The sequence below is a fragment of the Nonomuraea sp. KM90 genome (assembly GCF_052246675.1).
Lineage (GTDB): Bacteria > Actinomycetota > Actinomycetes > Streptosporangiales > Streptosporangiaceae > Nonomuraea.
Genome location: NZ_JBQQCB010000006.1, coordinates 42,625 through 68,744, shown reverse-complemented (window position 1 = coordinate 68,744; position 26,120 = coordinate 42,625). Strand labels below are relative to the sequence as shown.

The following is a 26,120-nucleotide window of genomic DNA, read 5'->3' as shown; positions in this document are numbered from 1 at the left end:
GGGCGCCGCCCCTGCGCCGCTCAGGCCCGCAGCCGCAGCCCGCGTGGCGTCGGATGGAAGCCGGCCGCCTCCAGAGCCGCGGCCAGCGGGGAGTCCACGATGGAGGCGCCGTCGGCCCGCTCCACCGTCAGCTTTCCCAGCGCCCCGTCGCGTACGGCCAGTGCCAGCGCGTCCACCGCCGGCTGCAATCGCTCGTCGTCGGAGAACGACAGCAGCGTCTTGCCGCCCCGTTCCACGTACAGCACCAGATGCCCGTCCACGAGCACCACCAGCGACCCGGCCTTCCGGCCCGGCTTGTGCCCGACGTCGTCGGGGCGCTGCGGCCAGGGCAGGGCGGCGCCGTACGGGCTGGCCGGGTCGGCCGCGGCCAGCACCACGGCCCGCCGCCCGCCACCCGCCTGGGATGTCCCGGGGGCGGGCTGGGAGGTCGGTGCGATGCCCGGCGCCATGGCCCGCATCCGGTCCACCGCCCCCGGCAGCGCGAACTGCGCGCCCCCGAGCCCCTCGACGAAGTAGCCCCGGCGGCACCGTCCGCCCTCCTCGTAGGCCCGCAGGACCTGATAAATCGGCGTAAATCCCCCCGGCAGCCGTTCCGACGTCACCGCGCCCCGCGTCACCACCCCGTGCCGCTCCAGCAGGACCTCGGCCTGCGCGTTGGCCCGCTGCGTCGCGTCGGCGGCCGGCGAGGGCAGCAACCACCACCGGCCCGCCACGGTGGGCGGGCCGCTCCGGCTCGGCAGCACGGCCCGGCGCCGCCGCGTCGTGGCCGGCCGGTGGGCGGGCCGCCCGGTGCCGAGCGTCGCCCGCAGCGGCGCGAGGGTGTCACCGGACACCCGCCCCGCCCACACCAGATCCCACAGCGCGGACACCAGCGAGGCGTCGTCCAGCGACCCGAGCTGATCGGAGATCCCCCGGAAGAACAGCGCCCCGCCCCCGCCGAGCAGCTCCAGCACGCGATCGTGCACCGGCGTCATCGTGATCTCGGCGGGCACGGGCATCAGCAGCGGCGCGGTGTCGGCGAAGTAGAGCGACACCCACCCGTCGCCGCCGGGCAGCGACCCCTGCCCCACCCACATCACGTCACCCGACGAGGCCAGCTCGTCGAGCAGCGAGGGGTGGTAGCCGGGCACCCGCGAGGGCAGCACCAGCGTCTCCAGCGCCGATGCGGGCACGGCGGCCCCCTGGAGCTGCTCGAGCGAGCGGACCAGCGCGTCCATCGCCCGGGCCGCCCCGACGGGCCCCCGCGTGCCGGGGTCGCCCTGGGTGATGCCGTGCCAGGCGGGCAGGAACAGCGCCAGCGTCTCCGGCGCGACCGGCTCGACCTCCTTGCGCAACCTGGCCAGCGACCTGCGGCGGAGCATCCGCAGCACGCCGGCGTCGCACCACTCCTCGCCTCGCCCGCCGGGCCGGAACTCGCCGTTGACCACCCTGCCGGTCGCCGCCAGCCGGCGCAGCGCGTCGGTCACCACGGCCACGCCGAGCCCGAACCTCGCGGCCGCCGTGCCGGCGTGGAACGGCCCCCGCGTACGGGCGTGCCGCGCCACCAGGTCGGCCAGCGGATCCGCCACCGGCTCCAGGAACGCGTGCGGCACCCCCACCGGCAGCGGCGCGCCCAGCGCGTCACGTATGCGCGCCGCGTCCTCGATGGCCGCCCACTGCTCCTCGCCCGCGATGCGGATCCGGATCGCTCGCCGGGCCCGCTCCAGCTCCGCCAGCCAGCCGGGGTCGCCGCCGCGCACGCTCACGTCGGGCGCCAGCAGCGGCCCGTGCGAGCGCAGCAGGTCGGCGAGGTCCTCCAGGTCACGCAGCGGGCGGTCGAGCCGGGCCAGCTCGCGCTCGCTGTCGGAGATCACGTCGGGGTCGAGCAGCTCGCGCAGGTCGGCCTGGCCCAGCAGCTCGGCCAGCAGCGTGGTGTCCAGCGCCAGGGCCTGCGCCCGGCGCTCGGCCAGCGGGGCGTCGCCCTCGTACATGAAGGCGCCCACGTAGTGGAACAGCAGCGAGGCCGCGAACGGCGAGGCCTGCGACGTCTCCACCTCCACCAGCCGCACCCTGCGCGCGGCGAGGTCGCGCATGAGCTGCACCAGCCCCGGGACGTCGAAGACGTCCTGCAGGCACTCGCGCATCGTCTCCAGCACGATCGGGAACGAGGCGTACTGCGAGGCCACGCCCAGCAGGTGGGCGGCCCGCTGCCGCTGCTGCCACAGCGGGCTGCGCCGGCCCGGCGTGCGGCGCGGCAGCAGCAGAGCCCGGCCCGCGCACTCCCTGAACCGGGAGGCGAACATGGCCGACCCGCCCAGCTCCTCCGTGACGATCTGCTCGATCTCCTCGGCGTCGAAGGCCGCCACGTCGGTGGGCGGCTCGGCCAGCGTGTCGGGGATGCGCAGCACGATGCCGTCGTCGGAATGGACGGCCTGCACGTCGATGCCGTAGCGCTCGCGCAGCCGCCGGTTGATCGCCAGCGCCCACGGGGCGTGCACCCGCGCGCCGTAGGGGGAGTGGATCACCACCCGCCAGTCGCCCAGCTCGTCGTGGAAGCGCTCGACCAGCAGCGTGCGGTCGTCGGGGACGTAACCGGTGGCCTCGCGCTGCTCCTTGAGATAGGCCAGCAGGTTGCCCGCGGCGAACTCGTCCAGCCCCGCCGCCCGCATCCGCTCCGTCGAGTCCTGCTTGGCCTGCTCGCGCAGGAACTGCCCGATCGCCCGGCCCAGCTCGGCCGGCCGCCCCGGCGCGTCGCCGTGCCAGAACGGCAGCTTGCCCGGCTGCCCCGGCGCCGGGGACACCAGCACCCGGTCGGCGGTGATGTCCTCGATCCGCCAGGAGGTCGCGCCCAGCACGAACACGTCGCCCACGCGCGACTCGTAGACCATCTCCTCGTCCAGCTCGCCCACCCTGGAGGCTCGCTCGCCCACCAGGAACACGCCGAACAGGCCCCGGTCGGGGATCGTGCCGCCGTTGGTCACCGCCAGCCGCTGCGCGCCGGGCCGGCCCTGGAGGACGCCCGTGACGCGGTCCCACACGATGCGCGGCCGCAGCTCGGCGAACTCCTCGCTCGGGTAGCGGCCGGCCAGCATGTCGAGCGTGGCCTCCAGCGCGCTCCTCGGCAGCGTGGCGTAGGGGGCGGCCCGCTTCACCACGGTCTCCAGCTCGTCGACCGTCCACTCGTCGAGCGCGGTCATCGCCACGATCTGCTGGGCCAGCACGTCGAGCGGGTTGCGCGGATAGCGCAGCTCCTCGATCAGGCCGCTCTTCATCCGCTCGGCCACCACGGTCGTCTGCACCAGGTCACCCCGGTATTTGGGGAAGATGACGCCCCTGGACACCGCCCCCACCTGGTGGCCCGCCCGGCCGATGCGCTGCAGCCCGCTGGCCACGCTCGGCGGCGCCTCGACGCACGCGACCAGGTCGACCGCGCCCATGTCGATGCCCAGCTCCAGGCTGGAGGTGGCGACCACGGCCGGCAGGCGGCCCGACTTGAGGGCCTCCTCGATCTGCGCCCGCTCCTCCTTGGAGACCGAGCCGTGGTGGGCGCGTACGATCTCCGTCACGACGCCCTTGCTCGCCCCGGCCTGCGCCATCATCTCGGCCGGCATCCGCTTGGCCGGTGCCCACCTGGGCGGCCCAGGGTTCCCTCCCGGCCGCGCCGACCCGCTCGCGGCGCCGTCTCGCGGCGGCCAACCCCCTGCGTCGTCCGGGAGCGACCCGGGCCCTGCGTCCTCCCGCAGAGGCCCGCCCTTCGAGTCCTCCGCGTCCTCCGCGCCCTTCGAGTCCTCCAACGGCGGGCCCGTCTCCCAGATCGACAGGTCTACGGCCTCCAGGCCCTGGTCGCGGCCGTAGGCGAGCTCGTTGAGACGGGTGCACAGCCGCTCGGCCAGCCGCCGCGAGTTCGCGAACACGATGGTGGAGCTGTGCGCCTCGATCAGGTCGAACAGCCGCTCCTCGACGTGCGGCCAGATCGACCGGTTGGCGGGCTCGGGGGCGAACTCGTCACCGCCGGCCTGCGGCCGGCCCTCCGTCTCCGTCATGTCCTCGACGGGGACGACGACCTCGACCTCGATCCGCTTGTCCGACGGCGGCTGCACGACGGTGGCCGGCCGCGCCCCGCCCAGGAACACCGCCACCTCGCTCACCGGCCGCACGGTCGCCGACAGACCCACCCGCTGCGCCGGCCGGTCGAGCAGCGCATCGAGCCGCTCCAGGCTGAGGGCCAGGTGGGCGCCGCGCTTGGTGCCCGCGACCGCGTGCACCTCATCCACGATCACCGTCTCCACGCCCCGCAGCGCCTCCCGCGCCTGGCTCGTGAGCAGCAGGAACAGCGACTCCGGCGTGGTGATCAGGATGTCGGACGGCCGGGCCGCGAACCGCCTGCGGTCCTCGGCCGGGGTGTCGCCCGAGCGGATCGCCACCGAGATCTCCGGCACCGGCAGCCCGAGCCGCCGCGCCGTCTGCTTCATCCCCGCCAGCGGCGCGCGAAGGTTGCGCTCGACGTCCACGGCCAGGGCCTTGAGCGGCGACACGTACAGGACCCTCGTCCCCGTGCGCTCCTCGCCGGAGGCGGCGAGCCGGTCGAGGGACCACAGGAAGGCCGCCAGCGTCTTGCCCGACCCGGTGGGCGCGACGACCAGGGTGTTGTCGCCACGCGAGATCGACTCCCACGCCCCCTCCTGGGCGGCCGTGGGAGATTGGAAGGCTCCATCGAACCATTGCCTGGTCATCTGGCTGAACTGGTCTAGCGAGCTCACCAGCACATACTGCCTCGCGCCACCGACAGAAAACGCATTTGGCCCGGTGGCAGGTGATTGAGGGGCGGCCCTGGCGGACATACAGCGACCGTGACCATCGATTACGCGGCCATCGAAGCCCGCCGTTCTGACCTGCGACAGCGCTACGTGTTACCGCACCGGCCCTCCAGCAGCGCGCGCGGCCTGCACCACATGGCCCTGCTGTCGTCCGACGTGGAACGGACCATCAAGTTCTACCAGGAACTCCTGGAGTTCCCGCTGACGGAGATCATCGAGAACCGCGACTACAAGGGCTCGAACCACTTCTTCTTCGACATCGGCAACGGCAACCTGCTGGCGTTCTTCGACTTCCCGGGGCTCGACCTGGAGCCGTACCAGGAAGTGCTCGGCGGGCTGCACCACGTCGCGATCTCCGTCGATCCCGCGACGTGGGAGCGGTTGCGCGGGAAGCTGGAGATGGCCGGCGTGCCGCACCAGATAGAGAGCGGCGCCTCCATTTACTTCAAGGACCCCGACGGCGCCCGGCTGGAGCTGCTCGCCGACCATCTCGGTGAGATGTACGGCGCGCGGGTGATGTGAACTAGCGTCGCGACGCCCTCCGCGTACGCGGCTTGCCCGCACGTGGTGCCTGCCTGATGTTCGCGTGCCGTTCGGCGCGCTCGGCCTTCTCCTTCTGCACGGTAAGCCGCATCGCCAGTAACAAGCGGCGGCGCTTGGCCCTGTTGGCCTTCGTCTTGGCTGTCTTCGGGGGTGAAGACTTGGGGGTCTTTGGCATGCGGGTGTCCTACCCACTCCCGGTGCGATTCCATACTTGAGTCATGCGCCTGACCGAGTTCTGGAGACGGATGAACGCTCACTTCGGTGAGACGTACGCCGAGTCGTGGGCCCGCGACTACGTGATAGCCCCTCTCGGGGGTCGCACCGTCGTGCAGGCGCTGGCCGACGGGGAGAGCGTCAAGACGGTGTGGCGCGCGGTCTGCCAGGTGGAGGACGTCCCGTCCAAGCTGCGCTGACTCCTCGTCCGCCGGCGCGTCAGCCCTCCGGCTCGGCCGGGGCGAGCGTCTGGCGGAGGGCCGCGCCTGTGCGCTGCAGGTCGTCGGCCGAGCCCTGCCCGCCCGGCGACCACAGGAACTGCCATCCGCGGTTCGAGGGGGTGGCGAAGACGATCGTCTGGTTACCGGTACGCGGGTGCCACACCCACAACACCGGATCCTCGCCTCCCACCATCCGGCTGACCAGGCCGTGGGCGGGCAGCAACTCGGCGAGCGCCTCGAGATGGACGCGCCGTTCCCCGGTGTAGCCGCTCGCCACGTGCCGCCTCCAACCGTCGCCCTGTGCAGTGAGTCTCCCCAGCTCACGGCGCATGACAACACGTCGGCGGGCATCATCGCGCGGGCGGCTCCACGAGGATGCGCACGCGCTCGAAGTCGAACGTGTGCGCGTACGGGTCGAAGAACTCGTGCGTGGGCAGACCGCAGACGCGGAACCCGAATTCGTGCTCGATCCACTCGGGAGCCCCGGCAGCCCCGGCACCTGAAACCGGATCCCAGCGGTCACCTCCCCGGCCGTCGAGGAACACCAGTGGGAGGCAACGCGAGCGCAACGGGCTCGCCCCGCTGGAGGAGGCGGAGAAGGCGTTCGCGGAGCGGCACATCCAGGGTCCCGCCGACGAGGAGGCGGGCTCATCAAGGGCGCCGTCAACTTCGCGGCAGAGAGCACCTGCCGCTGATGGCCATGCACCGCCTCGGCCGCGAGGCCCAGGCTTGGGCAGACCGCCTGGCATTGCCTGGCCCTGATCCCTTGGTTGCACTCCGGGCGCGACGCCGACGAGCCGATGGCGGACCCGAACGGGTACGCGCGTGTTCCCCCGACCTATTGCCCTGCCCTACGCCCGCTTGCCTTACGCCCGCTTGCCCTACGCCTCCACCTGTTCTGCGCCTGCTCGGAGCCTCCAAGACGGGTGATTGACGGGAGACGGGTGTTCGGGCGTGTTCCTGCTGTGATCGAACAGCCGTTCGGCTACGATGGACAACGCCGGGCCACGTCTTCCCCGACTACGGCAGAAAATGTCGGTGGCAGGCCGTAGCTTTCACTCGACTGATCGGACCACGACCCTCCAGGGGAGTTCCATGGCTATCAACGACCGCGAGAAGGCCCTCGAGACCGCACTCGCTCAGATCGAGCGGCAGTTCGGCAAGGGCTCCGTCATGAGACTGGGCGATGACGCCCGAGCTCCCATCGAGGTGGTCCCCACGGGGTCGATCTCCCTTGACGTGGCCCTCGGCATCGGCGGCCTGCCGCGCGGGCGCATCGTGGAGATCTACGGCCCTGAGTCCTCGGGCAAGACCACGGTCGCCCTGCACGCGGTGGCCAACGCCCAGCGGGCCGGCGGCATCGCGGCGTTCATCGACGCCGAGCACGCCCTCGACCCCGAATACGCCAAGAAGCTGGGGGTCGACACCGACGCCCTGCTGGTCTCCCAGCCCGACACCGGTGAGCAGGCGCTCGAGATCGCCGACATGCTGATCAGGTCCGGCGCCGTCGACATCATCGTCATCGACTCGGTGGCGGCCCTGGTGCCCAAGGCCGAGATCGAGGGCGAGATGGGCGATAGCCACGTCGGCCTCCAGGCCCGCCTCATGTCCCAGGCCCTGCGCAAGATCGCCGGCGCCCTCAGCAGCACCGGCACCACCGCCATCTTCATCAACCAGCTCCGCGAGAAGATCGGCGTCATGTTCGGCAGCCCCGAGACGACGACCGGCGGTAAGGCGCTGAAGTTCTACGCCTCGGTCCGCATGGACATCCGCCGCATCGAGACCCTCAAGGACGGCACGGAGGCCGTCGGCAACCGCACCAGGGTCAAGGTCGTCAAGAACAAGATGGCCCCGCCCTTCCGCGTCGCCGACTTCGACATCCTTTACGGGGTGGGCATCTCCCGCGAGGGCGGCCTCATCGACATGGGTGTGGAGCACGGCTTCGTCCGCAAGTCCGGCGCCTGGTACACCTACGAGGGCGACCAGCTCGGCCAGGGCAAGGAAAACGCCCGCAACTTCCTGAAGACTCACCCCGACATGGCCAACGAGATCGAGAAGAAGATCAAGGACAAGCTGGGCGTGGGCCCGCGCCTCGACGCTCCCGCCGAAGCAGCTGCGGCCGCTGCCGCTCCGGCCCCGGCCGCCGCTCCCTCGGGACGCGGCTCGAAGTCCACCCCCAAGCCGGGTGACGTCTGATCGATCACCGCATGAGCAGCACGGACCGGCCGCAAGCGCCCCCTCCACCGGACCGGGGCGCCTGGCCCGACCACACGTCTCCCCGGAAAGGCGATCTGGCCCGCTCAGCCACGGACGGCTGGCCGTCGGTGGACGAGTGGCGCGAGCAACGCGACCGCCAACGGCGTGCCGAGGAGACCTCCTCCGCCGCCGCCACAGACCTTCCCGAGGAGACAACCTCCTCTGCCACCACGGACGCTCCTGAGGAGGCGGCCTTTGTTGCCGCCACGGGTCCTTCCGAGGAAGTGTCCTCCGCCATCCCCACCGGCCCTTCCCCCTTGGGAGAGCCGGAGAGGCCCCATGACCCCGCCGGCGACTCACCCGGTGCCACCCCGGTCCACCGGCCTTCTGGCGACTCACCTGGCGACCTGGGCGGCGGCGAGCGCCAGGGTGGCAAGGACGGCCTGGGCATTCAGGACAGTCTGAGGAGCAAGGACAACCTGGGCGCTCAAGGTGATCCGGTCGGTCGGGTTGGTGCGGTCGGTCAGATGCGTTCGGACGCCGGGGAGGGGCCGGGCGATGAGAGCGGGGCGGGGGGCCAGGACGACCGGAGTGGTCGTACGGAGACCTCGCCCAAGGCACGGGCCGCGGATGAATGGCACTCCGAGGTGCTGGCTGGGAGCAGTTGGTTCGGGCGCGAGCAGAGTGACGCAGGAACGGGACAGCCGGGAAAGGGGCGCCGATCCGGGGGATCCGGCAACCGGGCCGGGCGTTCCGGTGGGAAGTCCCGGCGTTCCGGCCGAGGCTCTTCGCCGTTCGGCACGGGTCCCGAGGAGTTCGGCACGGGTCCCGGGGGGTTCGGTGAGGGCTCTGGGGGGTTCGGAGCGGGTTCAGCGCCGGGGGAATTCGGTGCGGGTCCCGAGGAGTTCGGTGAAGGAACCGGGGAGTTCAGGGCAGGCCCGGGGGAGTTCAGTACGGGGCCGGGGGAGTTCGGTGCGGGCTCAGGGCGGTTTGGTGACGGTCCTGGGGGGTTCGGAGCGGGCTCTGGGGAATTTGGTGAGGATTCTGGGCAGGGCGGTGGCAAATCCTCCGGACGGTTCGGGGGGAGGGGCCGGAAGGGTGGTCGGAAGCGGGGGTGGTCGTCCGACGGGCCCGATGCCGAGAGTGCGGCCGGTTCGGGGGCTCAGGCCGATCCGGAGTCGGTGGCCCGGGCGATCTGCCTGCGCCTGCTCACCATGGCGCCCAAGACGCGTGCCCAGCTCGCTGAGGCCCTGCGCAAGCGGGACGTGCCGGAGGAGGCTGCCGAGGCGGTGCTCAGCCGGTTCTCCGAGCTGGGACTGATCAACGACGAGGCGTTCGCGGCGGCCTGGGTCGATTCCCGGCACCACGGCCGCGGGCTGGCCAAGCGCGCCCTGGCGGCCGAGCTTCGCCACCGGGGTGTGGACGGTGACACGGTCAAGGAGGCCGTGGAGCGGCTGGATCCCGACCAGGAGGCGGAGACGGCCCGGCGGCTGGTGGAGCGCAAGCTCGCCGCCACCCGGTCCCTGGATCCTCAGACCCGTACCCGGAGGTTGGCGGGCATGCTCGCACGCAAGGGCTACCCCTCGGGGCTGGCCTTCCGTGTCATCCGAGAAGCCCTCGAGCAGGAGGGCATCGAGATGGAAGAGGACTATCCCCAGGGCTAGGGCTAGGGCTGGGTCTGGGGTTGGGGCTGGGGATGCCTTCCGGGCAGCGCCGTTCTTCCAGCTGGCCTCTCCCAGTTGGTGTCCCCGGCCAGCACTGCCCTCTTGGTCAGGACTGCCCTCTTGGCTAGGTCTGCCTCTTGATCGGGGCTGTTCCTAGCCAGTACTGCCTCTTGGCTTGATCCGCTCCCAACCGGCGGCACCGCTCCCAACAGGCGGCACCCCTTCCAACCGGCACTGTTCCCAGCCAGCACCTCTTCCAGGTAAGCACTGCGCTTCTGGCCAGCACCGCTTCTGGCCAGCACCGCTTCTGGCCAGCGCTGCTCCTGGCCGGTGTTGGTCCTGATCAGGATGGTCTCCTGGTTGGGGTGGCTCCTGGGTGGGAGGGCTTGTGGTCAGGATTTCCCCGGTTGAGGTGGGTTCGTGGTCGTATGCCTGGATGGGTGGTTCATGGCGGTGGCCAGCGCCTGAGGCTCGTTTGATGTCTGCGGTGGGCTATGTGGGCGACGTCGGCCTTTTTGGATCAAACGGTGCATTATCCTCCCGGAGGGGAGGCCGTAAGACACGCTTGATGACGCGTTTGCTTGCTCGTGACCTGTTCGACGCATAACCTCGACGGCAGTGAGGAGTTACTCCGCGCAGCGCGGATTGCCATACCGGTGAACGACGGACGAACGAGCTTGGTTGATCGAGGCAGGCGAGGTGTCGGCTTTGGCAGTCGACGCCCGGTCAGCCTTGGCTTGACCTCGATCCCGAAGATGACGCCGACCGGGCTCTCCGTGGCGCGCCTGTGACCCCTCCTGTTCTGTGGCCGCGTTATGAGTTCTTGACGACGCGAGGAGGGCGGGGCACGCATGGGGCCGCTGGTCGTGGTGCTGATGGTGGCGGTGCTCGTGCTCGCGTTCGGGATGATCGTGGCGCTCCTCGTCGTCATACGGCGCACCTCGGGCGGCCTGCCCCGGGCTGCCAAGCCGAGCCCCGAGCAGGTGCAGGCCGTGCACGAGGAGCTCGAACAGGCTCGTGAGGAGGCCCAGGAGATCCGCCACAAGGCGGAGACCGACGCCGAGGAGATCCTGCGCAGGTCCGAGGCGGCCGCCGAGAGCGCCACGCAGATGCGGCGGGAGGTCGAAGAGGAGAGCCGCATCCTCAAGACCGAGCTCAAGGAGCTGCGGGCCGATCTGGAGCGCCGGGAGGCCCGGCTGGCCGAGCGGGAGCAGCGGCTGGACGACGAGGCCAGGCGGCAGTCGGAGCGGGACAGGAAGCTGGCCGAGACCGAGGTCGAGCTGGCCGACCGCCGCGAGGAGCTGCTCCAGGTCGAGGAGGAGCGGCGGGTCATCCTGGAACGGGTGGCCGGGCTCACGGGCGAGCAGGCCAAGAACGAGCTGGTCAAGGAGATCGAGAACCAGGCCAAGCGCGAGGCCGCGCTGATCATCAGGGAGATCGAGGGGGAGGCCCGCAAGGAGGGCGAGAAGCGGGCCACGAAGATCGTGACGCTGGCCGTGCAGCGGGTGGCGGCGGAGCAGACGGCCGAGTCGGTCGTCAGCGTGCTGCACCTGCCCGGCGACGAGATGAAGGGCCGGATCATCGGGCGCGAAGGGCGCAACATCCGCGCGTTCGAGTCCACGACCGGGGTGAACCTCATCATCGACGACACGCCGGAGGCGGTGCTGCTGTCGTGCTTCGACCCGGTCAGGCGGGAGACGGCGCGGCTGACGCTGGAGAAGCTGGTGCTCGACGGCCGCATCCATCCGCAGCGCATCGAGGAGGCCCACGACCGCAGCCGCCAGGAGGTGCAGGACCTGTGCGCGCGGGCCGGCGAGGACGCCCTCGTCGAGCTGGGCATCACCGACATGCATCCCGAGCTGACGCTGCTGCTCGGACAGCTGCGCTACCGCACCTCGTACGGGCAGAACGTGCTCAAGCACCTCATCGAGTCCGCGCACATCGCCGGGATCATGGCCGCCGAGCTGAAGATGAACCAGACGCTGATGAAGCGGTGCGCCCTGCTCCACGACATCGGCAAGGCGCTCACGCACGAGGTCGAGGGCAGCCACGCGCTGATCGGGGCGGAGATCGCCCGCAGGTACGGCGAGGAGGAAGACGTGGTGCACGCCATCGAGGCGCACCACAACGAGGTCGAGGTCCGCACCGTCGAGGCGGTCCTCACCCAGGCCGCCGACGCGATCAGTGGCAGCCGTCCCGGAGCCCGGAGGGAGTCCCTGGAGGCGTACGTCAAGCGGCTGGAGCGGCTGGAGGAGATCGCGCAGTCGTACGAGGGCGTGGAGAAGGTGTTCGCCATGCAGGCCGGGCGGGAGATCCGGGTCATGGTCAAGCCCGACGCGATCGACGACATCCAGGCCCAGGTGATCGCCCGGGACGTGGCCAAGCAGGTGGAGGAGGAGCTCACGTACCCGGGGCAGATCCGCATCACCGTGGTCCGGGAGTCGCGCGCCACGGAGTTCGCCCGCTGAGCCGGGATCGAGCCTGTTCGAGCCTGTTCGGGGCCTGGGGTCTCCCTAGCTGAAGAGTTGCTGGTAGAAGGCCAGTTCGGCGGCCAGGGCGGCGGCTCGTGTCTCCGTGCGGCGGAAGCCGTGGGACTCGCCCTCGAAGGCGAGGTACGTGCACGGCACGCCGCGTTCGGACAGCGCGTCGGCGAACGCGGCGGACTGCCCGGGTGGCACCACCGGATCATCGAGGCCCTGCAGGAGCAACATGGGACACGTCACGCCGTCCACGAGGGCGAGGGGCTCGCGGGTCGCGTACAGCTGGGGGTCCTCGGGGCCCACCAGCGCCTCCACGTAGCGTGACTCGAAGTCGTGAGTGTGCGCGACCAGCGGCCCGAGCGCGCTGACGCCGTAGTACGACACCCCTCCGGCGAACACGTCCGACCGGCAGCAGGCGGCCATCACGGTCCAGCCGCCCGCGCTGCCCCCGCGCACCGCGATCCGGCCGGGGTCGGCGAGGCCCTCCGCGGCCAGCCACCTGGCGGCGGCGACCGTGTCCTCGACGTCCACCAGGCCCCACTGGCCCCTGAGCCGGTCCCGGTAGGCCCGGCCGTAGCCGGTTGAGCCGCCGTAGTTGACGTCGAGCACGCCGATGCCGCGTGAGGTCAGGAACGCCTTCTCCAGGTCGAGGGCGGTGTCGGCGTGCGCGGTCGGACCTCCGTGCACGAAGATCACGTAGGGGGGTGTGCCGTCGGTGGCGGGGGCGTGCGGCGGGTAGAGGAACGCGTGGACGTCCGCCTGGGGGCCGGGCACCCGTACGGGGCGGGGGATGGGTAGGTAGGCCGGGTCGGGCAGGGTGGAGACGTCGCGTTTGAGGGGAGTGTGTTCGCCTGTCGTCGTGTCGACGGTGACGACGGAGCGGGGGGTGGTGGCGGCGTACCCGATGCCGACCACGCTCGTGCCCTCGGTGGCCAGCGCCGCGTCCCAGCCGGTATGGGGGACGTCGAGGTTGGTGAGCGTGCCCGAGCCGGGGTCGAGGACGCCCAGGCGCAGGTCACCGCGCCCGTGCAGGACCGCGAGACGGCCGTCGGGGAGCGGCGCGTACGGCATCCCGCCCAGGCGCCAGGGTGGTGCCGTGAACTCCTCCTCGGCTGGATGGAGGGCTCGTGCGTCGTCGCCCTGGAGGCCGACCTCGTAGAGGTTCCACCAGCCGGAGGAGTCGGAGACGAGGTAGAGCCGGGAGTCGTCCTTCCAGGCCGGGGCCAGCACGGACTCGGCGGGCCCGCCCCTGACCGTCCACGAACCCTGGCCGCCGGAGACGCCGGACAGGCGGGTGACGCGTAGTTCTGTGCCGTCCCAGGGCATGCGTGGGTGGTTCCAGCAGACGTAGGCCAGATGCCGCCCGTCTGGGGAAATGGCGGGAGAAGCGTAGAAGTCGCACCCGGTGGCCCATTCGCGGGCCTCCCCGCCGTCCAGCGGGATCGACACGATCGCCCTGGTGACCTTGCCGTCCTCGGCGTGGCGCTCGCGTACGCACCAGACCTGGCCGTCGTGCACCAGCAGATCCGCGTAGCGGCAATCCTCGTCCGTGATGGGTTTCGGTTCGCCGTTTTCGCCCAGAACGTACAGGCGCTGGTCCTTCAGGTTGGCGAACACCACCTCGCCCGCCGGGGTCACGGCGTACGGTCTGCCGCCGTACTCGTGGACCCGGGTGCGCGCGCACCACGGGGCGGGGAGCAGGTCACGGTGGGTGCCGTCGGCGGCGCGGCGGACGATCGTGGTGCGCCCGCCCTCGTCGGGACGGTCCTCGGTCCACCACACCCGGCCGTCCCTGGCCGTGGGCCAGCCGGGGCGCACGCCGGAACCGGCCACGTCTCTGGTCGAAATGGGGGAGGGCCAGAAAGGCATACCCGCATCCTGCCGGAAGATCGCCGGGAGTGCGGGCCGGTCCTCACAGTTGACGCGACCGGTCGTCACAGTTGACGGGCTGGTCGTCACGTTTACCGGGCAGTCCGCACAATTCCCGGGGCGGTCGCGGCAGCTGGCGGGTCGGTCTCCGCAGTCGCCGGTCTCCGCGGTCGCCGGTCTCCGCAGTGGCCGGTCTCCGTAGTCCGCAGGGCGGGTGCCCGCCGTTCAGTGGCAGCCCTCGGCACGTGGCTGGGTGGAGGGCAGTCGCAGGTCGGTCCGGCCGAACCACTTGCGCAGCAGTCGCGTGGCCGTCCCGTCGTGCCACATCTGGGCGATCGCCCGGTTGACGGCCTCGCAGGTCTCGATGTCGCCCTTCTTGATGCCGACGCCCCACTTCTCGTCGCTGATCGGTTCGTTGAGCAGCCGGTACCGGCCGGGATCGTGCTCGGCGAACCCGGCCAGGATCAGGTTCTCGGTGCTCACCGCGTCGAGCTGATCGGCGGCGAGCTTGCGTACGCAGTCGGAGTAGTTGCTGGCGTTCACCAGCTCGGCAGGCAGGTCGAGCCGGCCGTCCGGGGGCGGGTCCACGATCCGGCGGTACGAGTTCGAGCCCTCGGCCAGGCAGATCCGCTTGCCCCGGAGATCGGTCACCTTGCGGATCCTCGTGTCGTCCGCGCGCACCATCGTGTCCTGGCGGACGATCACGTACGGGCCGCCGAACGTCACCTTGGGCTTGCGGGCCTCCGTGATGGAGTAGGAGGCGAAGATCATGTCCACGGTGCCGTTCTGGAGCAGCGCCTCCCGGGTGGACGACGGCGACTCCCGCCACGTGATCTTCACGGGGGTGTCGCCGGCGAGGTATTTGACGACGTACCGGGCGACGTCCGTGTCGAAGCCCTCGGGCTCGCCCTCGCCCGTCCTGAGCCCCAGGCCCGGCTGGTCCCACTTGGTGCCGACGACGACAGTCCCGGTTCCCTTGATCTTTTCGACGACGGTGGCGTACGAGCCGCCGCCCGCGCAGGCGGCCAGGCCCGTCACCATGGCGCCGGCGATCGCCACGTACGCCTGACGCATGCGCCACCCCCCGATGCTTCCCCTACAACAAAGTCTGCCGCCGGTCAGGCGGTGCGAGAGAGCGTGTGCGCGGTTCTAACCGAGCCGTGGCACCTTCTTGAGGCTTTACGGGAAGCATTTCCGCAAAAATCGCTTTTACCGCAACAACGGGATATCCGGGTATTGATCGCCAGAAATAAATAACACCATGGTGGAAAAGTGTCAAATGTCCAACGGGCATTACCGATGCGCGATGATTTCTTGTTGTCGCCGATGGGCCGCCGTAGCGTGGCGAGCGTTCGATGAACAAGGGGGCTCGGTGCTTCGTCGGAGCACAAGGGAGTTCGTATGGGGGCATCACGCACGACACCGGCCCGCTGGGCCAGCGCGATCATCCTCGCGATGGCGGCCCTGGCCGTCCCGTCCCACAGCGCTTCCGCCGCGGTGGGATGGCAGCACTACGGGGCCTGGTACCGCGGGCCGGCCGGTTTCCCGCAGTCGTACGCCTGCCGTAATTACATCGGCGTCACGGCCGTCGGGAGCCGCCTTCACGTCAAGGGCTTCTACGAGTGCTCGCGGCGCATGGGCGGCTCGCTGACCGTCAACATCCGCGGCGTCGTCAAGACGAAGTACTGCTACGTCCAGCGACTCACCAGCCGCTACTGCAGCATGTCGTTCTACGTCGACAATCCCAGAGGGCGCCAGTCGTGGGTGGCGCTCACCCTGTCCGGGATCGGGCCACCCATAGAGCCGCCGCCCGCCCGCGTCTCATTCCGCTACTAGTCCACGAAATCTCGTGGACGAACGAACGGCGGTGGTGCGCGATTCGCGCACCACCGCCGTGGCGTTCCTTCCGGGAGCCGTCATTCCATGGTGGAGACGGCCTCCCTGCCCGGACCGCCGCCGGGCCCCGTGCCGATGGCCGTGGGCGGCGCGATCGGACCCGCGGCCGACTTGCGGCTGCGCCGGCTGCGGCGCTCGAGCCAGTGCGCGAGGTAACCGAGTGCCAGGTTGATCAGCACGTAGAACATGGCCAGCACGATCGCGCTCGGGATGAGGTTGCCGTAGTTGACCGCGAACTGCTTCAGCCCGGCGTTCAGCAGGTCCTCGTACGCGATGATCCAGCCCAGCGCGGTGTCCTTGAGCAGCACGACCATCTGGCTGACGATCGCCGGCATCATCGCGGTCGTCGCCTGCGGCACCAGCACCATACGCATCACCCCGGACTTGCGCAGCCCGATGGAGTAGGCGGCCTCCGACTGGCCCTTCGGCACGGAGAGGATGCCGGCCCGGACGATCTCCGCGAGCACCGACCCGTTGTACAGGGTCAGGCCGATGACCACGGCCCAGAACGCGGGCACGCTCACCGTGTAACCGCTCAGCGTGGCCGGCCCCGCCTGCACGAAGAAGATCAGGATGAGCAGGGGGATCGCCCGGAAGAACTCCACGACCCCGCCGGAGACCACCCGGATCACCCGGTGGTCGGACAGCCGGCCCAGACCGAAGACCACGCCGAACACCAGCGCCAGCACCGCCGACACGACCGCGGCCTGCAGGGTGCCGATCAGGCCGGGGATGATGAATCCGGTCCAGGTGTCGCCACGCAGGAACGGCTCCCACTTGGCGGCCTCGAGCTGGCCCTTCTCACCCAGCGTGGTGATCACCAGGTAGGCGATGAGGAGCAGGACGACGACGGACAGCAGCGTCAGCGCGTTGTTGCGCAGCCGCGCCCGCGGCCCGGGGGCGTCGAACAGGACACTCGTGCTCATCGCGCCACCGCCAGTCGCTTGGCCAGCCAGCCGAACAGGAAGCCGGTGGGCAGGGTCAGGACCATGTACCCGAAGGCGAAGCCCAGGAAGATGGGGATCGTGCCGCCGTAGTCGTCGAACATCTGCTTCATCTGGGCTGCCGCGTCGAGATAGCTGGCGACGATGACGATCGTGGTGTTCTTGGTGAGCGCGATCAGGATGCTGCCCAGCGGCGAGATGACCGACCTGAAGGCCTGCGGCAGCACCACCAGCCGCAGCGACTGGATGAAGGTGAACCCGATCGCCCGGGCGGCCTCCGCCTGCCCCAGGGCGACGGTGTTGATGCCGGAGCGCAGCGCCTCGCACACGAACGTCGCGGTGTACGCCGACAGACCGGCCACCGCCCACCAGAAGTAGTTGGTGGTGGGGTCCTCGGAGAACGTGAGCTGCATCGTGTCGCTGAGCCCCAGCGCGCAGAGGATCAGCACGAGCGTCAGGGGCGTGTTGCGGACGACGTTGACGTACGCCGTGCCGGCCCAGCGCAGGACCGGGGTTGGCGCGACCCGCATCGCCACCAGGATCGTGCCGAGAACGAGCGCGATGATCGCGCTCATGACCGTCAGCCGGATCGTCGACCAGAACCCGATGAGGATCTTGTCGAATTCCTGTACCAACGGCGAGAAATCAAACAGGGCAGAAGTGTCCATGACGTTCCTCGTCAGGAGAGCTCGCCGATGAGCAGAACGCGCTCATCGGCGAGCGACCGGGTCTGAACGGGGATCAGGCGCAGCCCTCAGCCGGCGGCGCCGCGGTCTCCACCTTCAGGCCCGTCCCGGCGAAGTGCTTCTCCAGCAGCTTGGCGGCCGTGCCGTCGGTCCACATCCCTGCGACGATCTTGTTGATCTCGTTGCAGGTCTCGATGTCGCCCTTCTTGATGCCGATGCCGTACTTCTCGTCGGTGAACGGCGCGCCGGCCACCTTCAGGGCGCTGCCCTCGCGCTTGGCGAAGCCGGCCAGGATGGTGTCGTCGGTCGTCACCACGTCGACGGCGTTGCTCTTGAGCTTGGCGATGCACTCGTCATAGCCACCCGCCGGCACCAGGGACGCCTCGACCTTGAGGCTCATCTTGTTGGTGCCCTCGGTGATGTTCTTCCACGAGTTGGAGCCGCTGACCTGGCAGACCTTCTTGCCCTTCAGCGTCTCGAGGCTCGTGATCGAGCTGTCGTCGGCCCGGATCAGCGAGTCCTGGTGCGCCAGGTAGTAGGGGCCGGCGAAGGTGACCTGCGGCTTGCGGGCGTCGGTGATCGAGTAGGTCGCGATGACCAGGTCGACCTGACCCTGCTTCAGGAAGCTCTCCCGGTTGGCGGAGCGGGCCTCCTTGAACTCGATCCCGCTCTCGGGCACGCCCATCTTGCCGGCGATGTATTTGGCGACGTCCACGTCGAAGCCCTCGACCGTGCCGTCGGGCTTCTTCAGGCCAAGACCGGGCTGGTCGTACTTGACGCCGACGACGAGTTTCTTCTCGTCCTTGGCCTTCTGCAAAACGGTGGTCGCCTCGCCGCCGCCGCAGGCGGTAAGGCCGGCGACCATGGCGCCGGCCGCGACGAGGGCTGCGCCCATGCGACGGATCTGCATCGTTACCTCGACTCTCTCAATGTGTCAGGATCTTAGAAAGGAAATCCTTGGCCCTGTCGGTCTGCGGTGAGCCGAAGAACGCCTCAGGATTGTTCTCCTCCACGATCTGGCCGTCGGCCATGAACACGACCCTGTTCGCGGCTCTGCGGGCGAAGCCCATCTCGTGTGTGACGACCATCATCGTCATGCCGTCCCGGGCCAGCCCGATCATGACGTCCAGGACTTCTTGCACCATCTCGGGGTCCAGCGCAGACGTCGGCTCGTCGAAAAGGATCATCTTCGGGTCCATGGCCAGCGCCCGGGCGATCGCCACGCGCTGCTGCTGGCCGCCGGAGAGCTGTGCGGGGTATTTCTGCGCCTGCGCCGCGATGCCGACGCGCTCCAGCAGCTCCATCGCCCGCTTCTCGGCGGCCTCACGTGCCTTGCCGCGAACCTTGATGGGCCCCAGCGTGACATTTTCGAGGATCGTCTTGTGCGCGAACAGATTGAATGACTGGAACACCATGCCGACGTCAGAGCGGAGCCTGGCCAGCGCCTTACCCTCGTCCGGCAGCTCTTGCCCGTCAAATATGATCTTCCCGTCGTTGATCGTCTCCAGTCGGTTGATCGTGCGGCACAACGTGGACTTGCCGCCGCCCGAGGGACCGATGACGACCAGAACCTCGCCACGAGAGACGGTCAAGTTGATGTTCTTCAGGACATGTAGCGCCCCGAAGTGCTTGTTGACGTTCTCCAACTGGACCAGTGGAGTGACGTCGCCGTTCTCCGTCATGGAGTAAAACGGTAGAGGGCATTAGAGCGCTGGTCACTAACCGAGCGGTACCGATCCGATCACATCATGCCGTCAAGCTGGCCTTTTAGATCGGTACGGGCCGCCGCAAGCCGGACAACGACTACTCTTGAACGTGCCATGACTGTGACCCAGGAGGGCGCCCGCACGTACGAAGTGCGCACATACGGGTGCCAGATGAACGTCCATGACTCCGAGCGGCTGTCAGGCCTGCTGGAGGACGCCGGCTACGTGGCCGCTCACGACGGTGAGACGGCCGACGTGGTGGTGTTCAACACGTGCGCCGTGCGGGAGAACGCCGACAACCGCCTCTACGGCAACCTCGGCCATCTCAGGCCGGCCAAGGTGAGCAACCCTCGCATGCAGATCGCCGTCGGGGGCTGCCTGGCGCAGAAGGACCAGGGCGAGATCGTCCGCAAGGCGCCCTGGGTCGACGTGGTGTTCGGCACCCACAACATCGGCTCGCTGCCGGTGCTGCTGGAGCGGGCCCGCATCGAGGGCGAGGCGCAGGTCGAGCTGAAGGAGTCGCTCGAGGTCTTCCCCTCGACGCTGCCCACCAAGCGCGAGTCCGCCTACGCCGCCTGGGTCGCCATCTCCGTCGGCTGCAACAACACGTGCACGTTCTGCATCGTGCCGTCGCTGCGCGGCAAGGAGAAGGACCGCCGCCCCGGCGACGTCCTCGCCGAGGTCCGGACGCTGGTGGACCAGGGCGTGCTGGAGGTCACGCTGCTGGGGCAGAACGTCAACACCTACGGCGTGGAGTTCGGCGACCGGCTCGCCTTCGGCAAGCTGCTGCGCTCCTGCGGCACCATCGAGGGGCTGGAGCGGGTGCGCTTCACCTCGCCGCACCCGGCCGCCTTCACCGACGACGTGATCGCCGCCATGGCCGAGACGCCCAACGTCATGCACCAGCTGCACATGCCGCTGCAGTCGGGCTCGGACCGGGTGCTGCGGGCGATGCGGCGCTCCTACCGGGCGGAGCGCTATCTGGGCATCATCGAGCGGGTGCGCGCCGCCATGCCGGACGCCGCCATCTCGACCGACATCATCGTCGGCTTCCCCGGCGAGACCGAGGAGGACTTCCAGGGCACGCTGGAGGTCGTCCGGCAGAGCCGCTTCGCCAACGCCTTCACCTTCCAATACTCCATCCGCCCCGGCACCCCCGCGGCCACCATGGAGGACCAGGTGCCCAAGGAGGTCGTGCAGGAGCGCTACGAGCGGCTGGTCGCCCTGCAGGAGGAGATCTCCTGGGAGGAGAACAAGAAGCAGGTGGGCCGGACGCTCGAGGTCCTGGTGGCCGAGGGCGAGGGGCGCAAGGACGAGGCGACGCACCGGCTGTCCGGGCGTGCGGCCGACAACCGGCTGGTGCACTTCGCCGTGGGGTCCGAGGCGCCGCGGCCCGGTGACATGGTGACGGTCGAGGTGACCTACGCGGCACCGCACCACCTGGTGGCGGACGGCGCCGTGCTGGGGGTCCGGCGCACGCGGGCCGGTGACGCCTGGGAGTCCCGCCAGGGCGGGGCCGCGAACGCCGGCACCGGCGTGCTGCTGGGCATGCCGACCATCGGGCGCCCCGCGCCCGCGCCCGCGGCCACGGGGGCGTGCTCGGCGCACTGAGCGAGTCAGCGGAGAAGGGCGGTGCCACCGGCGCCGCCCTTTTTCCGTCCGTACGAGGTCACCGGGTGAGGCCGCCCAGGATGTCGTAGCAGGGCTGCCGGCGGAAGTCGTGGAACGTGGCGCACGGGTCGGGCATCCCCCGCCCCCGCGACGACGGCGGCGGATCGGCGGGCCGTTCCGGGGCGGGCGCCTCGGGGGGTGCCTGCGGGGCCGGCGAGCCCTGCGGCCGCGGACGGGCCGGCCGATCCTGGGGCGGCGCCAGGGGCCTGTCCGGCCGCCGGTCCCGGCGGGGCACCTCGACGGCCGGGAACGGCGACACCGGCGGGCCCGCGCTCACCGACGGGAGGACGGTCACCGGCGGGACCCCGGTCACGGACGGGAGGGCGGAGATCGGCGGGACGGCGACGACGGGCGGGACGGCGGAGATCGGCGCGTGCCACGGCGGGACGGGCTCGATCCAGGGCGGTGACAGCGGGCCGAGCATGACGTCGGCAGGCTGGGGCGACGCGAATTGGAGCGATCCATCGGAAGGCGTCGAAGAGAGCAGAACCGCGGTCGCACTTTGTGGCGCGTTCGACGCCCAGAGTAGCGGTGATCTTGAGGAAAGCGGAGTTTCCTGATCAAATTCGGGTGGTCTTTGCGGTGATGGTTCGTGGCTGTTGGTGAATGCCAGGAATATTCCCAGCGTCGCGGTGACGAGTACCCCGACGGCTCCGGCCACGGGTGCCAGGCGGGCGCGGCTACCTGGGCAAATGGATCTAAGGGGGGACAAGTCGTGATTCCTTTGTGATTGGTGTGCGAGCATTCAGCTGTTGCGGCTAGTGTGGTCCATCACCCGCGGAAGCCGGCGAGCTTTCCCCGATACGACCGCAGGGAGCTGCACCACCATGCATGATCCGATCGAGGCGGATCGCCAGGAGATCCTTACCGGCCCCGGAGACATCCGCCCGGCTTCGAGAAACAGACCTCCGAGAAAAAGGGCGAAGAGCAACCAGAAGACCATCCTCATCGCCGCCTCGGCGCTGGTCGCCGTGCTCGCGGCGGGCGGCACCGGCTACCTGCTGGCGTCGGACTCCGGCCAGGCCGCCCAGCAGAGCGGCGGCCGCCCCGCCCCCTCGCAGAGCGTCGCGGGCGAGGACCTCGGCGGCGACGACGCCACCATGGGCGACGTCACCACCGACTCCCCTGAGGACGGCCTGCCCACCGACGCCGACGACGACGGCAGCATGGGCGACGTGGCCGACCCCGGCAACGGCGTCAGCGAGCCGGTCGACCAGGGTTCGACGGGCAGCGACTCCTCCGACGGCACCACGAAGACCGGCACCGGCAAGAAGCCGGCGACGACGTCGCCCACCAAGTCGCCGCAGTCCGCGGGCGACGCCCCCGTCGACACCCCGGCGGACGGGCCGGCGGGCGAGGTCAGCGGCCAGTGCTCGAAGAGCGGCTGCTGAACCCCGGGAAGTGGCTTGCCGCTAATGGGTCGTACTGGACCTTCGGCGGGAGCCACTCCGTTCCGTAGGGTCGGGGCATGATGACCGACAGACTTTCCGGCGGGGCCTCCGAGCTGCGGGCGTTGCACGTCCCGGGCGCCCCGCTGATCCTGCCCAACGTCTGGGACGCCGCCTCCGCCCGTGCCGTGCAGGAGGCCGGGTTCCCGGCCGTCGCCACCGGCAGCGCCGCCGTCGCCCGCGTGCTGGGGTACCCCGACGGCGAGGGCACGCCGGTCGGCGAGATGATGGCGGCCGTCGCCCGCGTGGTCAGGGCCGTCGACGTGCCCGTCACCGCCGACGTCGAGCGCGGCTACGGGCTCAAGCCCGCCGAGCTGGTCGAGCGCCTGGCCGCGACCGGGGCCGTGGGCTGCAACCTGGAGGACTCCGTGCCCGGCCGGGGCGAGCTGGTGGACCCCGGGGAGCAGGCGGACTTCCTGGCCGAGGTGCGGGCCGCCGCGGGGGACGCGCTGGTGATCAACGCCAGGGTCGACGTCTACCTGCACGGCCGGGCCACCCGCGAGGAGGCCCTGGAACGCGGGCGGCGCTACCTGGAGGCGGGAGCCGACTGCGTGTACCCCATCCTGCTGGCGGACGAGGACGAGATCCGGGCCCTGACCGGCGAGCTGGGCGGGCCGGTCAACATCCTGTTCCGGCCGGGCGCCCCTGACCTGGGCAGGCTGGCCGAGCTCGGGGTGGCCAGGATCAGCTTCGGGGGAGGGCTGCACCAGGCGGCCCACGCCTACGCCGAGGGCCTGTTCGCGAAGGTCCGGGAAGGCCGCACCCCGTACTGACCTGGGCGGCGTCGCCCCGTACGCTTGCGCTCGTGCTTGTCGCCGCGGCCGTCTGCCCGCCAACCCCGCTGGTCCTGCTGGAGATGCCCGACCTGCGCTCCGCCTGCCGGACCGCGATCGCCGCGCTGCGCGAGGCACGTCCCGACGCGCTGATCGTGGTGGGCGGCGCGGACACCACCGGTGCGTACGCCGGCGGCGCGGCGGGCACCCTGCGCCCCTGGGGCCCGGACCTCGCCGCGGGCACCGGCGAGCCCGTCCTCCCGCTGTCGCTGACCGTCGCCCGCCTGCTCATGGGCGAGCCCGCCCCGGACGGCTTCCGGTCCGTGGCCTTCGACGCCACCGCCGGGGAGTGCCGCGAGCTGGGGGAGCAGCTGGCGGAGGCCGGGGAACGGGTGGCGCTGCTGGTCATGGCCGACGGCTCGGCCTGCCTCAGCCCGCGGGCCCCGGGCAGGTACGACGAGACGGCCGGGCCGTACAACGACGGGATCGCCAAGGCCATCGCCGCCGGCGACGCGAGCGCCCTCGCGGCCCTCGACCCTGGGCAGGCCGACAGGCTGTGGGTGAGCGGGCGGGCGGCGCTGCAGGTGCTGGCGGGCGCGGCCGGCACCCGGGCCTTCGGCGGCCGCCTGCTGATGGCCACCGCCCCGTACGGGGTGGGCTATTTCGCCGGGTTGTGGGCGGCCTGACGCTTCGGCACCGGGATCCGCATCAGGTCGCGGGCCAGCACCACCTCGCCCTCGAAGCTGCGGCGCACCTCCTGGATGAAGGCCGGCTCGTCGTCGAACCCGTACCGCTCGGAGAAGTGCGTGAGCACCAGCCGGCGCACCCCCGCGTCCGCCGCCACCAGCCCCGCCTCGAACGCCGTCAGATGCCCGTACTCCTTGGCCAGCGCGCTCTCACCCGACAGGAACGTGGCCTCGATCACCAGCAGGTCTGCCCCGGAGGCCAGCTCGAAGACGGTGTCGCAGAGCCGGGTGTCCATCACGAACGCCATGCTCTGCCCCGGTTTCGGCACGCTGCACTCGTCGAGGGTGACGCCGCGCACGGAGCCGGTGCGCTGGAGCTCGCCGACCTCCGGGCCGCGGATGCCGCGGGCGGCCAGCCTCTCGGGAAGCATGCGGCGGCCGTGCGGCTCCTGGACGCGGTAGCCGTACGACTCGACGGGGTGGGACAGGCGGCGCGCGATGAGCGGGCCGACACCGGCCAGGTCGCCGGAGACGGGGTGCTCGGAGATGACCGACGTGTCGGCGAACGCGGCGGCGTGGCGGAGCCGGCGCCAGTACATCTCGCCGGAGCCCGGGAAGACCGCGCGCACCGGATGGCGGACCCTGTCGCGGGCGATGCGCTGCACGACCCCCGGCACCCCCAGGCAGTGGTCGCCGTGGAAGTGCGTCACGCACAGCCAGTGGACGTCGTGCGCGCTCAGCCCGGCGTGCACCATCTGCCGCTGCGTGCCCTCGCCGGGGTCGAAGAGGAAGCCTTGACCGTCCCAGCGCAGGAGGTAGCCGTTGTGGTTACGGTGTCGGGTAGGAACCGCGCTGGAGGTGCCCAGCACCACGAGCTCACGTGAGGACACGATGACCACGGTCTCTTTCGCCGAGGTGCCCACGCCGGTGGGCACGTTCGTGCTGGCTGTCACCGAGATCGGGCTCGTCGCGTCGGGCTGGGGGTCCCGCGCCCGGCTGGCCGGCGGGCTCGACCTGGGTGAGGTTCATGATGCGGATCGTACGGCCTTCGCGGTCGCCGAGCTGAACGCTTATTTCGCCGGGGAGCTGAAGAGGTTCGAGACGCCGATCGACTGGCGGCTCATGTCCGGCTCCCGGCTGCGGGTGCTGCGGGCCCTGCACGGAGTGCCGTACGGCAAGGCGGTCACCTACGGCGAGCTGGCCACGCTCAGCGGCTCCGGCGTGCCCGCCCGCGGCATCGGCTCGATCATGGGCTCCAACCCGATCCCGATCGTCGTGCCCTGCCACCGCGTCATCGCGGGCAACGGGCTGGGCGGGTTCAGCGGCGGTGCGGGCGTGGAGACCAAGCGCTGGCTGCTGACCCACGAGGGATACCTGCAACCGACTCTGCTCGATCTCTAGCAAACTGGTCGTGTGCGCCAGCAGCCAGTCATCGCCGTCGTGGGCCCCACCGCGGCAGGAAAGTCCGATCTCGCCGTGGACCTCGCCCTCCGGCTGGGGGGTGAGTGCGTCAACGCCGACTCCATGCAGCTCTACCGCGGCATGGACATCGGCACGGCCAAGCTGACCCCCGCCGAGCGGCGCGGGGTCCCCCACCACCTGCTGGACATCTGGGACGTCACGGTCACGGCCAGCGTGGCCGAATACCAGAAGCTGGCCAGGGCCGTCATCGACGCCGTCGAGGTGCCCGTGCTGGTCGGCGGCAGCGGCCTCTACGTGCGGGCGGCCATCGACGAGCTGGAGTTCCCCGGAACGGAGCCGGAGATCAGGGCCCGGCTGGAGGCCGAGCTGGCCGAGCGCGGCCCGGCCCCTCTCCACGAGCGGCTGCGCGGCAGCGATCCCGCCGCCGCGGCGGCCATCCTGCCGAGCAACGGCCGCCGCATCGTGCGCGCCCTGGAGGTGATCGAGCTCTCGGGGCGCCCCTTCTCGGCGACGATGCCGTCCTACGACGCCGTCTACCCGAGCGTCCAGATCGGCGTCGAGGTGCCCAGGCCGGTGCTGGACGAGCGGATCGAGGTCAGGGTCGAGCGCATGTGGGAGGCGGGCCTGGTGGAGGAGGTGCGCGCGCTGCTCGGGCAGGGGCTGGCCGAGGGGCGTACGGCCGGCCGCGCCCTCGGGTACGCCCAGATCATCCGTTTCCTGTCGGGCGAGTGGAGCGAGGAGCAGGCCAAGGCCGAGACCGTCAGGCTGACCAGGCGCTTCGCCCGCCGCCAGGAGTCGTGGTTCCGCCGGGATCCGCGGGTGTGCTGGTTGCCGTACGACGATCCGGAGCTGCTTGACCGATCCCTGGCGCTGATTGCCGCACACCCGTACGCATAAACTCCTACA

Annotated in this window: 23 protein-coding genes; 12 read left to right on the top strand and 11 right to left on the bottom strand. The window is 70.7% G+C overall.

Going from position 1 to position 26,120, the window contains the following annotated elements; translation table 11 throughout:
• Nucleotides 1-20 precede the first annotated feature (20 nt).
• Nucleotides 21-4,712: an Lhr family helicase gene (locus ACTWPW_RS09485; protein WP_443168549.1), complete on the bottom strand. Its 4,692-nt coding sequence runs from the start codon at nucleotides 4,710-4,712 to the stop codon at nucleotides 21-23.
• Nucleotides 4,713-4,829: 117 nt separating this feature from the next.
• Here ACTWPW_RS09485 and ACTWPW_RS09480 point away from each other — a divergent pair, with 117 nt between their 5' ends.
• Together ACTWPW_RS09480 and ACTWPW_RS09475 are read left to right on the top strand one after the other, a co-directional pair.
• The gene (locus ACTWPW_RS09480) at nucleotides 4,830-5,318 is read left to right on the top strand and encodes a VOC family protein (protein WP_375115892.1); all 489 of its coding nucleotides are present in this window, start codon (nucleotides 4,830-4,832) and stop codon (nucleotides 5,316-5,318) included.
• Nucleotides 5,319-5,557: 239 nt separating this feature from the next.
• A complete protein-coding gene (locus tag ACTWPW_RS09475) occupies nucleotides 5,558-5,752 on the top strand; it encodes a DUF3046 domain-containing protein (protein WP_364128329.1) in 195 nt (64 codons plus the stop codon).
• A gap of 19 nt (nucleotides 5,753-5,771) precedes the next feature.
• On the opposite strand, the gene ACTWPW_RS09470 is transcribed toward ACTWPW_RS09475, so the two are convergent.
• Both ACTWPW_RS09470 and ACTWPW_RS09465 read right to left on the bottom strand, forming a co-directional pair.
• Entirely contained in the window at nucleotides 5,772-6,050 is a 279-nt protein-coding gene (locus tag ACTWPW_RS09470) for a hypothetical protein (RefSeq protein WP_375115894.1), read from the bottom strand.
• A 73-nt stretch (nucleotides 6,051-6,123) separates the two neighbouring features.
• Nucleotides 6,124-6,393 (bottom strand): hypothetical protein, encoded by a 270-nt coding sequence (locus tag ACTWPW_RS09465; protein ID WP_443168464.1) that lies wholly within the window; start codon nucleotides 6,391-6,393, stop codon nucleotides 6,124-6,126.
• A gap of 475 nt (nucleotides 6,394-6,868) precedes the next feature.
• Between ACTWPW_RS09465 and recA the strand changes: the two genes are divergently transcribed.
• The 3 genes from recA (at nucleotide 6,869) to rny (ending at nucleotide 12,101) form a co-directional block, all read left to right on the top strand.
• Nucleotides 6,869-7,969: a recombinase RecA gene (gene recA / locus ACTWPW_RS09460; protein ID WP_443168463.1), complete on the top strand. Its 1,101-nt coding sequence runs from the start codon at nucleotides 6,869-6,871 to the stop codon at nucleotides 7,967-7,969.
• Nucleotides 7,970-9,150: 1,181 nt separating this feature from the next.
• On the top strand, nucleotides 9,151-9,633 hold the full coding sequence (locus tag ACTWPW_RS09455; RefSeq protein ID WP_443168462.1) for a regulatory protein RecX: 483 nt from the start codon (nucleotides 9,151-9,153) through the stop codon (nucleotides 9,631-9,633).
• An 851-nt stretch (nucleotides 9,634-10,484) separates the two neighbouring features.
• Nucleotides 10,485-12,101: a ribonuclease Y gene (rny, locus tag ACTWPW_RS09450; protein WP_375115898.1), complete on the top strand. Its 1,617-nt coding sequence runs from the start codon at nucleotides 10,485-10,487 to the stop codon at nucleotides 12,099-12,101.
• A gap of 45 nt (nucleotides 12,102-12,146) precedes the next feature.
• Here rny and ACTWPW_RS09445 read toward each other — a convergent pair whose 3' ends face one another.
• Both ACTWPW_RS09445 and ACTWPW_RS09440 read right to left on the bottom strand, forming a co-directional pair.
• A complete protein-coding gene (locus ACTWPW_RS09445; RefSeq protein WP_443168461.1) occupies nucleotides 12,147-13,982 on the bottom strand; it encodes a prolyl oligopeptidase family serine peptidase in 1,836 nt (611 codons plus the stop codon).
• A 225-nt stretch (nucleotides 13,983-14,207) separates the two neighbouring features.
• Complete coding sequence (locus ACTWPW_RS09440) at nucleotides 14,208-15,056, bottom strand: glutamate ABC transporter substrate-binding protein (RefSeq protein ID WP_375115900.1); 849 nt, start codon at nucleotides 15,054-15,056, stop codon at nucleotides 14,208-14,210.
• 327 nt (nucleotides 15,057-15,383) lie between these two features.
• On the opposite strand from ACTWPW_RS09440, the gene ACTWPW_RS09435 reads away from it, so the two are divergent.
• The gene (locus ACTWPW_RS09435) at nucleotides 15,384-15,818 is read left to right on the top strand and encodes a hypothetical protein (protein WP_443168460.1); all 435 of its coding nucleotides are present in this window, start codon (nucleotides 15,384-15,386) and stop codon (nucleotides 15,816-15,818) included.
• An 80-nt stretch (nucleotides 15,819-15,898) separates the two neighbouring features.
• Here the strand turns inward: ACTWPW_RS09435 and ACTWPW_RS09430 are convergent, their stop codons facing one another.
• The 4 genes from ACTWPW_RS09430 to ACTWPW_RS09415 all read right to left on the bottom strand — a co-directional run bounded on the left by ACTWPW_RS09430 (nucleotide 15,899) and on the right by ACTWPW_RS09415 (nucleotide 19,190).
• Entirely contained in the window at nucleotides 15,899-16,804 is a 906-nt protein-coding gene (locus tag ACTWPW_RS09430; RefSeq protein WP_443168459.1) for an amino acid ABC transporter permease, read from the bottom strand.
• Nucleotides 16,801-17,490, bottom strand: coding sequence for an amino acid ABC transporter permease (locus ACTWPW_RS09425; protein WP_375115903.1), 690 nt, complete (start codon nucleotides 17,488-17,490; stop codon nucleotides 16,801-16,803). Before ACTWPW_RS09425 ends, ACTWPW_RS09430 begins: the two co-directional genes overlap by 4 nt.
• A 73-nt stretch (nucleotides 17,491-17,563) precedes the next feature.
• Entirely contained in the window at nucleotides 17,564-18,403 is an 840-nt protein-coding gene (locus ACTWPW_RS09420; RefSeq protein ID WP_375115904.1) for a glutamate ABC transporter substrate-binding protein, read from the bottom strand.
• Between the two features lie 31 nt (nucleotides 18,404-18,434).
• Nucleotides 18,435-19,190 carry an amino acid ABC transporter ATP-binding protein gene (locus tag ACTWPW_RS09415; protein WP_375115905.1) on the bottom strand — a complete coding sequence of 252 codons (756 nt, stop codon included), beginning with the start codon at nucleotides 19,188-19,190 and terminating at the stop codon, nucleotides 18,435-18,437.
• Between the two features lie 138 nt (nucleotides 19,191-19,328).
• Here ACTWPW_RS09415 and miaB point away from each other — a divergent pair, with 138 nt between their 5' ends.
• Nucleotides 19,329-20,825, top strand: a complete 1,497-nt coding sequence (miaB, locus tag ACTWPW_RS09410; RefSeq protein ID WP_375115906.1) for a tRNA (N6-isopentenyl adenosine(37)-C2)-methylthiotransferase MiaB — start codon at nucleotides 19,329-19,331, stop codon at nucleotides 20,823-20,825.
• Nucleotides 20,826-20,883: 58 nt separating this feature from the next.
• Here the strand turns inward: miaB and ACTWPW_RS09405 are convergent, their stop codons facing one another.
• Nucleotides 20,884-21,309 carry a hypothetical protein gene (locus ACTWPW_RS09405; protein ID WP_375115907.1) on the bottom strand — a complete coding sequence of 142 codons (426 nt, stop codon included), beginning with the start codon at nucleotides 21,307-21,309 and terminating at the stop codon, nucleotides 20,884-20,886.
• 403 nt (nucleotides 21,310-21,712) lie between these two features.
• Here ACTWPW_RS09405 and ACTWPW_RS09400 point away from each other — a divergent pair, with 403 nt between their 5' ends.
• The 3 genes from ACTWPW_RS09400 to ACTWPW_RS09390 all read left to right on the top strand — a co-directional run bounded on the left by ACTWPW_RS09400 (nucleotide 21,713) and on the right by ACTWPW_RS09390 (nucleotide 23,792).
• A complete protein-coding gene (locus tag ACTWPW_RS09400; RefSeq protein ID WP_375115908.1) occupies nucleotides 21,713-22,276 on the top strand; it encodes a hypothetical protein in 564 nt (187 codons plus the stop codon).
• A gap of 77 nt (nucleotides 22,277-22,353) precedes the next feature.
• A complete protein-coding gene (locus ACTWPW_RS09395) occupies nucleotides 22,354-23,106 on the top strand; it encodes an isocitrate lyase/PEP mutase family protein (protein WP_375115909.1) in 753 nt (250 codons plus the stop codon).
• 32 nt (nucleotides 23,107-23,138) lie between these two features.
• A complete protein-coding gene (locus ACTWPW_RS09390) occupies nucleotides 23,139-23,792 on the top strand; it encodes a hypothetical protein (RefSeq protein WP_443168458.1) in 654 nt (217 codons plus the stop codon).
• Here ACTWPW_RS09390 and ACTWPW_RS09385 read toward each other — a convergent pair.
• A complete protein-coding gene (locus ACTWPW_RS09385; RefSeq protein ID WP_375115911.1) occupies nucleotides 23,765-24,682 on the bottom strand; it encodes a ribonuclease Z in 918 nt (305 codons plus the stop codon). The genes ACTWPW_RS09390 and ACTWPW_RS09385 overlap by 28 nt on opposite strands.
• A gap of 1 nt (nucleotide 24,683) precedes the next feature.
• Here ACTWPW_RS09385 and ACTWPW_RS09380 point away from each other — a divergent pair, with 1 nt between their 5' ends.
• On the top strand, nucleotides 24,684-25,193 hold the full coding sequence (locus ACTWPW_RS09380; protein ID WP_375115912.1) for a methylated-DNA--[protein]-cysteine S-methyltransferase: 510 nt from the start codon (nucleotides 24,684-24,686) through the stop codon (nucleotides 25,191-25,193).
• Nucleotides 25,194-25,205: 12 nt separating this feature from the next.
• A complete protein-coding gene (gene miaA / locus ACTWPW_RS09375) occupies nucleotides 25,206-26,111 on the top strand; it encodes a tRNA (adenosine(37)-N6)-dimethylallyltransferase MiaA (RefSeq protein ID WP_443168457.1) in 906 nt (301 codons plus the stop codon).
• The last annotated feature ends 9 nt before the right edge of the window (nucleotides 26,112-26,120 follow it).

Coding starts and splice junctions, on each gene's coding strand:
- ACTWPW_RS09485 (WP_443168549.1), bottom strand. CDS start 4,712: ATGACCAGGCAATGGTTCGATGGAGCCTTCCAATCTCCCACGGCCGCC.
- ACTWPW_RS09475 (WP_364128329.1), top strand. CDS start 5,558: ATGCGCCTGACCGAGTTCTGGAGACGGATGAACGCTCACTTCGGTGAG.
- ACTWPW_RS09465 (WP_443168464.1), bottom strand. CDS start 6,393: ATGTGCCGCTCCGCGAACGCCTTCTCCGCCTCCTCCAGCGGGGCGAGC.
- recA (WP_443168463.1), top strand. CDS start 6,869: ATGGCTATCAACGACCGCGAGAAGGCCCTCGAGACCGCACTCGCTCAG.
- rny (WP_375115898.1), top strand. CDS start 10,485: ATGGGGCCGCTGGTCGTGGTGCTGATGGTGGCGGTGCTCGTGCTCGCG.
- ACTWPW_RS09445 (WP_443168461.1), bottom strand. CDS start 13,982: ATGCCTTTCTGGCCCTCCCCCATTTCGACCAGAGACGTGGCCGGTTCC.
- ACTWPW_RS09440 (WP_375115900.1), bottom strand. CDS start 15,056: ATGCGTCAGGCGTACGTGGCGATCGCCGGCGCCATGGTGACGGGCCTG.
- ACTWPW_RS09435 (WP_443168460.1), top strand. CDS start 15,384: ATGGGGGCATCACGCACGACACCGGCCCGCTGGGCCAGCGCGATCATC.
- ACTWPW_RS09430 (WP_443168459.1), bottom strand. CDS start 16,804: ATGAGCACGAGTGTCCTGTTCGACGCCCCCGGGCCGCGGGCGCGGCTG.
- ACTWPW_RS09425 (WP_375115903.1), bottom strand. CDS start 17,490: ATGGACACTTCTGCCCTGTTTGATTTCTCGCCGTTGGTACAGGAATTC.
- ACTWPW_RS09420 (WP_375115904.1), bottom strand. CDS start 18,403: ATGGGCGCAGCCCTCGTCGCGGCCGGCGCCATGGTCGCCGGCCTTACC.
- ACTWPW_RS09415 (WP_375115905.1), bottom strand. CDS start 19,190: ATGACGGAGAACGGCGACGTCACTCCACTGGTCCAGTTGGAGAACGTC.
- miaB (WP_375115906.1), top strand. CDS start 19,329: ATGACTGTGACCCAGGAGGGCGCCCGCACGTACGAAGTGCGCACATAC.
- ACTWPW_RS09405 (WP_375115907.1), bottom strand. CDS start 21,309: ATGCTCGGCCCGCTGTCACCGCCCTGGATCGAGCCCGTCCCGCCGTGG.
- ACTWPW_RS09400 (WP_375115908.1), top strand. CDS start 21,713: ATGCATGATCCGATCGAGGCGGATCGCCAGGAGATCCTTACCGGCCCC.
- ACTWPW_RS09395 (WP_375115909.1), top strand. CDS start 22,354: ATGATGACCGACAGACTTTCCGGCGGGGCCTCCGAGCTGCGGGCGTTG.
- ACTWPW_RS09380 (WP_375115912.1), top strand. CDS start 24,684: ATGACCACGGTCTCTTTCGCCGAGGTGCCCACGCCGGTGGGCACGTTC.